Origin of the sequence: Halorhodospira neutriphila (assembly GCF_016584055.1) — a bacterium.
Lineage (GTDB): Bacteria > Pseudomonadota > Gammaproteobacteria > Nitrococcales > Halorhodospiraceae > Halorhodospira > Halorhodospira neutriphila.
This window is the reverse complement of record NZ_NRSH01000148.1, coordinates 1-4,892: the sequence shown is the minus strand read 5'-3', so window position 1 is coordinate 4,892 and position 4,892 is coordinate 1. Positions and strand designations below refer to the sequence as shown.

The 4,892-nt window shown below is 73.1% G+C and carries 6 protein-coding genes; all 6 read left to right on the top strand.

Translation table 11 applies throughout. The annotated features are described in order from the left end of the window. Window positions 1-201: 201 nt before the first annotated feature. Window positions 202-1,539 (top strand): UDP-glucose dehydrogenase family protein, encoded by a 1,338-nt coding sequence (locus CKO13_RS10600; protein WP_200260680.1) that lies wholly within the window; start codon window positions 202-204, stop codon window positions 1,537-1,539. Window positions 1,540-1,585: 46 nt separating this feature from the next. Next, window positions 1,586-3,184: a glucose-6-phosphate isomerase gene (pgi, locus tag CKO13_RS10595; protein ID WP_200260677.1), complete on the top strand. Its 1,599-nt coding sequence runs from the start codon at window positions 1,586-1,588 to the stop codon at window positions 3,182-3,184. A 108-nt stretch (window positions 3,185-3,292) separates the two neighbouring features. Continuing rightward, the gene (locus tag CKO13_RS10590) at window positions 3,293-3,646 is read left to right on the top strand and encodes an Hpt domain-containing protein (protein ID WP_200260674.1); all 354 of its coding nucleotides are present in this window, start codon (window positions 3,293-3,295) and stop codon (window positions 3,644-3,646) included. Window positions 3,647-3,761: 115 nt separating this feature from the next. Next, window positions 3,762-4,064, top strand: coding sequence for an STAS domain-containing protein (locus CKO13_RS10585; protein ID WP_200260671.1), 303 nt, complete (start codon window positions 3,762-3,764; stop codon window positions 4,062-4,064). Window positions 4,065-4,089: 25 nt separating this feature from the next. Continuing rightward, a complete protein-coding gene (locus tag CKO13_RS10580; RefSeq protein WP_200260668.1) occupies window positions 4,090-4,452 on the top strand; it encodes a response regulator in 363 nt (120 codons plus the stop codon). Window positions 4,453-4,480: 28 nt separating this feature from the next. Further along, window positions 4,481-4,892 (top strand): Hpt domain-containing protein (locus CKO13_RS10575; protein ID WP_200260665.1); only part of this gene is annotated, 412 nt, incomplete at its 3' end.

Sequence of the window (4,892 nt, the reverse complement as noted above, 5' to 3'; positions counted from 1 at the left end):
GGCCTAGGCGGCGCCGGCGGCGCAGCGCTCCGGCGGGGGCGGCGGCGCCGGCGAGCAGGTCCCCGACGCCCCGGCGGACTTCGACGACGACATCCCGTTCTAAGGTCTAGCGTAGAGCTCGGCGAGGGGCAGCGGGGCTACACTATCGGCGACGGCCTGTGCGCGAGTAGCGCCGTCTCTTGGAGGGAGCAGGAGTAACTCATGAAGGTGACCATCTTCGGCAGCGGCTACGTGGGGCTCGTCACCGGCGCGTGCTTCGCCGATGCCGGCAACGACGTTGTCTGCGTCGACATCAACGCCGAGCGCGTCGAGCAGCTCCAGCGCGGCGAGGTCCCGATCTACGAGCCGGGCCTCGACGACATGGTGAGCTTCAACCACGACGAGGGGCGGCTGCGCTTCACCACCGACCCGGCCGAGGGGGTGCGCCACGGGCTCTTCCAGTTCATCGCCGTGGGCACGCCCGCCGACGAGGACGGCTCGGCGGACCTGCAGCACGTGCTCAGCGTCGCCCGCACCATCGGCGACCACATGGACGACTACCGGGTCGTGGTCGGCAAGTCGACGGTGCCGGTGGGCACCGCCGACCGCGTGCGCGCGGCCGTCGCCGAGCAGCTCGCCGCCCGCGGCGAGCGCATCGAGTTCGACGTCGTCTCCAACCCCGAGTTCCTCAAGGAGGGGGCGGCCATCGAGGACTTCGTCAAGCCGGAGCGGATCATCGTCGGCACCGACAACCCGCGCACCGGCGAGCTGATGAAGGCGCTCTACGCCCCCTTCAACCGCAGCCACGACCGGCTCATCACCATGGACATCCGCTCGGCGGAGCTGACCAAGTACGCCTCCAACGCCATGCTGGCGACGAAGATCAGCTTCATGAACGAGCTCTCCAACATGGCCGAGCGCCTCGGCGCCGATGTCGAGCAGATCCGCCTGGGCATGGGCTCGGACCCGCGCATCGGCTACCACTTCATCTACCCGGGCTGCGGCTACGGCGGCTCCTGCTTCCCCAAGGACGTCCAGGCCCTGACCCGCACCGGCCACGACTACGGCTACCGCCCGGAGCTGCTCGAGGCCGTCGAGAGCGTCAACCGGCGCCAGAAGCAGGTCCTGGCGGAGCGGATCCGCGAGCACTTCGGCGGTGACCTGGGGGGTCGGACCTTCGCCCTCTGGGGGCTGGCCTTCAAGCCCAACACCGACGACATGCGCGAGGCCCCGAGCCGCGTGATCATGGAGGCGCTCTGGGAGGCCGGCGCCGCGGTCCAGGCCTACGACCCCGAGGCCATGGACGAGGCCGAGCGGATCTACGGCCGCCGCGACGACCTGCAGCTGTGCGACAACCTCTACGACGCCGTGGAGGACGCCGACGCCCTCGTCGTCTGCACGGAGTGGCAGGTCTTCCGCAGCCCGGACTTCGAGCGCATTCGCGACGCCCTGCGCTACCCCGTGGTCTTCGACGGCCGCAACGTCTACCCCCCGGCCATGATGGAGGCGCTCGGGTTCACCTACTACGGCATGGGCCGCGGCGAGAGCATCCGCCGCTAGGAGGGGGCACCCTGCTGTCGCGAGCTCGCGGACAAGGGAGGACGGCATGCCGGGAGTGCTGAGCCGCTCGGCGGCGTGGCGGGCCCTCGCTGCCGCCGCCCGGGAGGGCGGGCCGAGCGTCGCCGAGCTCCTCGACCAGGATCCGCAGCGCTTCGAGCGCTACAGCCTCGCCCTCGACGACCTGCTCGTCGACCTCTCGCGCCACCCCCTCACCGAGCCGGTGTGGCGCCAGCTCCTCGCGCTCGCCGACGAGCGCGATCTCGCCGGCCGCATCGAGGCCCTGTTCACCGGCGAGCCGGTGAACGCCTCCGAGGGCCGCCCGGCGCTGCACACCGCCCTGCGCCGGCCGCCGGGCGAGGCGCTGACGGTGGGCGGCGAGGACGTCGCCGCCGCCGTCCACCGCGAGCTCGAGCGCCTCGAGGCGCTGGTCGAGGCCCTCCGCGCCGGCCGCTGGCGCGGCTACGACGGCCGGCCGATCCGGCATATCGTCCATATCGGCATCGGCGGCTCGGAGTGCGGGATGACCCTGGGCTGCGAGGCCCTGGCCGCCGAGGGGGGCGGCGGGCCGGCCGTGCATATCGTCTCCGGCGTCGACGGCCGGGAGCTCGCCGAGGCGTGGCGGCGGATCGACCCGGCGGCGGCGGTGTTCGTCGTCGCCTCGAAGTCCTTCACCACCCAAGAGACCCTCACCAACGCCCGCACGGCCTGGGCGTGGCTGGCCGAGGCGGCGGGCCGCGAGGTGCCCGAGCAGTTCGTCGGCGTCTCGGCCGACGAGGCCGCCATGGCCCGCTTCGGCATCCCCGAGGGGCAGCGGCTGCGCATCGGGGAGTGGGTCGGGGGGCGCTACTCGCTGCCCTCGGCCATGGGCCTGCCGGTGGCCGCCGCCATCGGCACGGCGGCCTTCCGCGAGCTGCTGCGCGGCATGCACGACATGGACCGCCACTTCCGCACGGCGCCCTGGGCCGAGAACCTCCCCGCCGTGCTCGGCCTGCTCGGCGTCTGGCAGATCAGCGCCCGCGGGGTGGGCAGCCACGTCGTGCTGCCGTACCACCCGGGGCTGCGGCGGCTGCCCGCCTACCTCCAGCAGCTCGACATGGAGAGCCTCGGCAAGTCGGTCACCCAGGACGGCACGCCGGTGGCCACCCCGACGGGCGCCGCCTGCTGGGGCGAGGTGGGCGGCAACGCCCAGCACTCCTTCTTCCAGTGGCTCCACCAGGGCACGGGGCGGGCGCTCGCCGAGCTGATCGTCCCCCTCGACGAGGCGGCGTGCCCCGCGGCCCACCGGGGCCTGACCCTGGCCAACGCCCTCGGCCAGGCCCAGGCGCTGGCCCACGGCCACACCCCGGCGGCGGGCGAGCCGGCCGCCGCCCACCGCGCCTACCCGGGCAGCCGCCCGGTGACCCTGATCCTCTTCCGCCGGCTCGACCCGTACAGCCTCGGCCGGCTGATCGCCCTCCACGAGCACCGCGTCTTCGTGCAGGCGAGCCTGTGGGGCATCAACCCCTTCGACCAGTGGGGCGTGGAGCTCGGCAAGCAGGCCGCCAAGGCGCTGATCCCCGCCGCCCGCGGCGAGGGGCCGCCGCCGGCGGAGGCCGACGCCGCCACCCGCGGCGCGCTGGCGTGGGCGCGCCGCTGGCAGGGCTGAGCCGCCGGGCGCGCCCCTGATTTTCTTTGGAAAAGTTTTGGAAACTTGACGGCCTCTCCGCTAGGATCCCACCTTACTGATCCGGGTATCGCGGCGTAGGGGCTCAGGATGACCACCGAGGAGGTACTCGACCTCGAGGGGCTCGTCGAGGGGGCGGGCGGCGACGAGGCCCTGGCAGGGAGGCTGCTCGCCCGCTTCCAGCAGGACCTTCCGGCCCGCCTGGAGCAGCTGCGCACCGCCCTGGCGACGGAGGACGCCGAGGCGGCGCACCGCTGCGCCCACTCGCTCAAGGGCAGCCTGGCCACCATCCGCGCCCACCAGGCCCACGAGGCCGCGCAGCGGCTCGACGAGGCGGCCCGGCAGGGCGCATTGGCGGCCGCGCGCCGCGAGCTCCCCGCCCTGGAGGCGGCGGCGGGGCGCCTCGGCGCGGCGATCGAGGAGCGGCTCGCCGACTCGGCGTAGGGGGCTGGCTGAACGCCCCCGCAGCCGGCGGCGTTCAGCCGGCCGGGGTAGTTGCCGATACGCCCCAAAGGGCGCAGACTGGCTCCGGGGAAAGCCGGGCAAAGAGTAAGCGTATATGGCGACCGAGACCCAGCGCGTCGACCTCGGCGAGCAGCTCGATATCACCGTCGTCGGCTCGCTCAAGCCGACCCTGGCGGCGGCCCTGGACGGCGCACAGCCGGTGGAGCTCGACGGCGGGCGGCTGCAGCGCGCCGATACCGCCGGGATCCAGCTCCTGCTGGCCTTCACCCGGGCGGCGGCGGAGGGCCCCGGCTGGCGCTGGGCGCAGGGGGCGCTGCCGCCGGCCGTCGCGGAGGCGGCGGGGCGGCTCGGCCTGGTCGAGGCGCTCAGCGCCGGCGCCACCCCGGACACCCCGTAGTGTAGCAACAGGGTTTGAGGAGGACATGGCCAAGATCCTTGCAGTGGACGACTCGGCCTCGATGCGCCAGATGGTCACCTACACGCTCAAGCAGCAGGACCACGAGGTCACCGAGGCGGTGGACGGGCAGGACGCCCTGAGCAAGGCGAAGGGGGGGCGCTTCGATGCGGTGATCACCGACGTCAACATGCCCAAGATGGACGGCATCACCCTGGTCAAGGAGCTGCGCGCGCTGCCCGCCTTCAAGTTCACCCCCATCCTGCTGCTGACCACCGAGTCGGCCCCGGAGAAGAAGCAGGAGGGCAAGCAGGCGGGGGCCACCGGCTGGCTGGTCAAGCCCTTCGACCCGGACCAGCTGGTCAACACCCTCAAGAAGGTGGTGCGCTAGGCGGCCGCACTCGCGCCAGGGGGCGAGCATGAGCGTCGATCTCAACCAGTTCCTGCAGACCTTCTTCGAGGAGAGCTTCGAGGGTCTGGAGACCATGGAGTCCGGGCTGCTGGCCCTCGACTCCCAGCAGCCCGACCCGGATACCCTGCACAACGTCTTCCGCGCCGCCCACTCCATCAAGGGGGGCGCGGGGACCTTCGGGCTGACCGCGATCTCGGACTTCACCCACCGCATGGAGACCCTTCTCGACCGGCTGCGCGACGGCGAGCAGGCGGTCACGGCCGAGACGGTCAACGCCCTGCTCGCCGGGGTCGACTGCCTGCGCGGCATGCTCGAGGCCATCCAGGCGGGCCGGGAGGTCGACGCCGAGGCCCTCCAGAGCGCCCAGGCGCGGCTCGATGCCCAGCTCGGCCAGGGTGGCCAGGGTGGCCAGGGTGGCG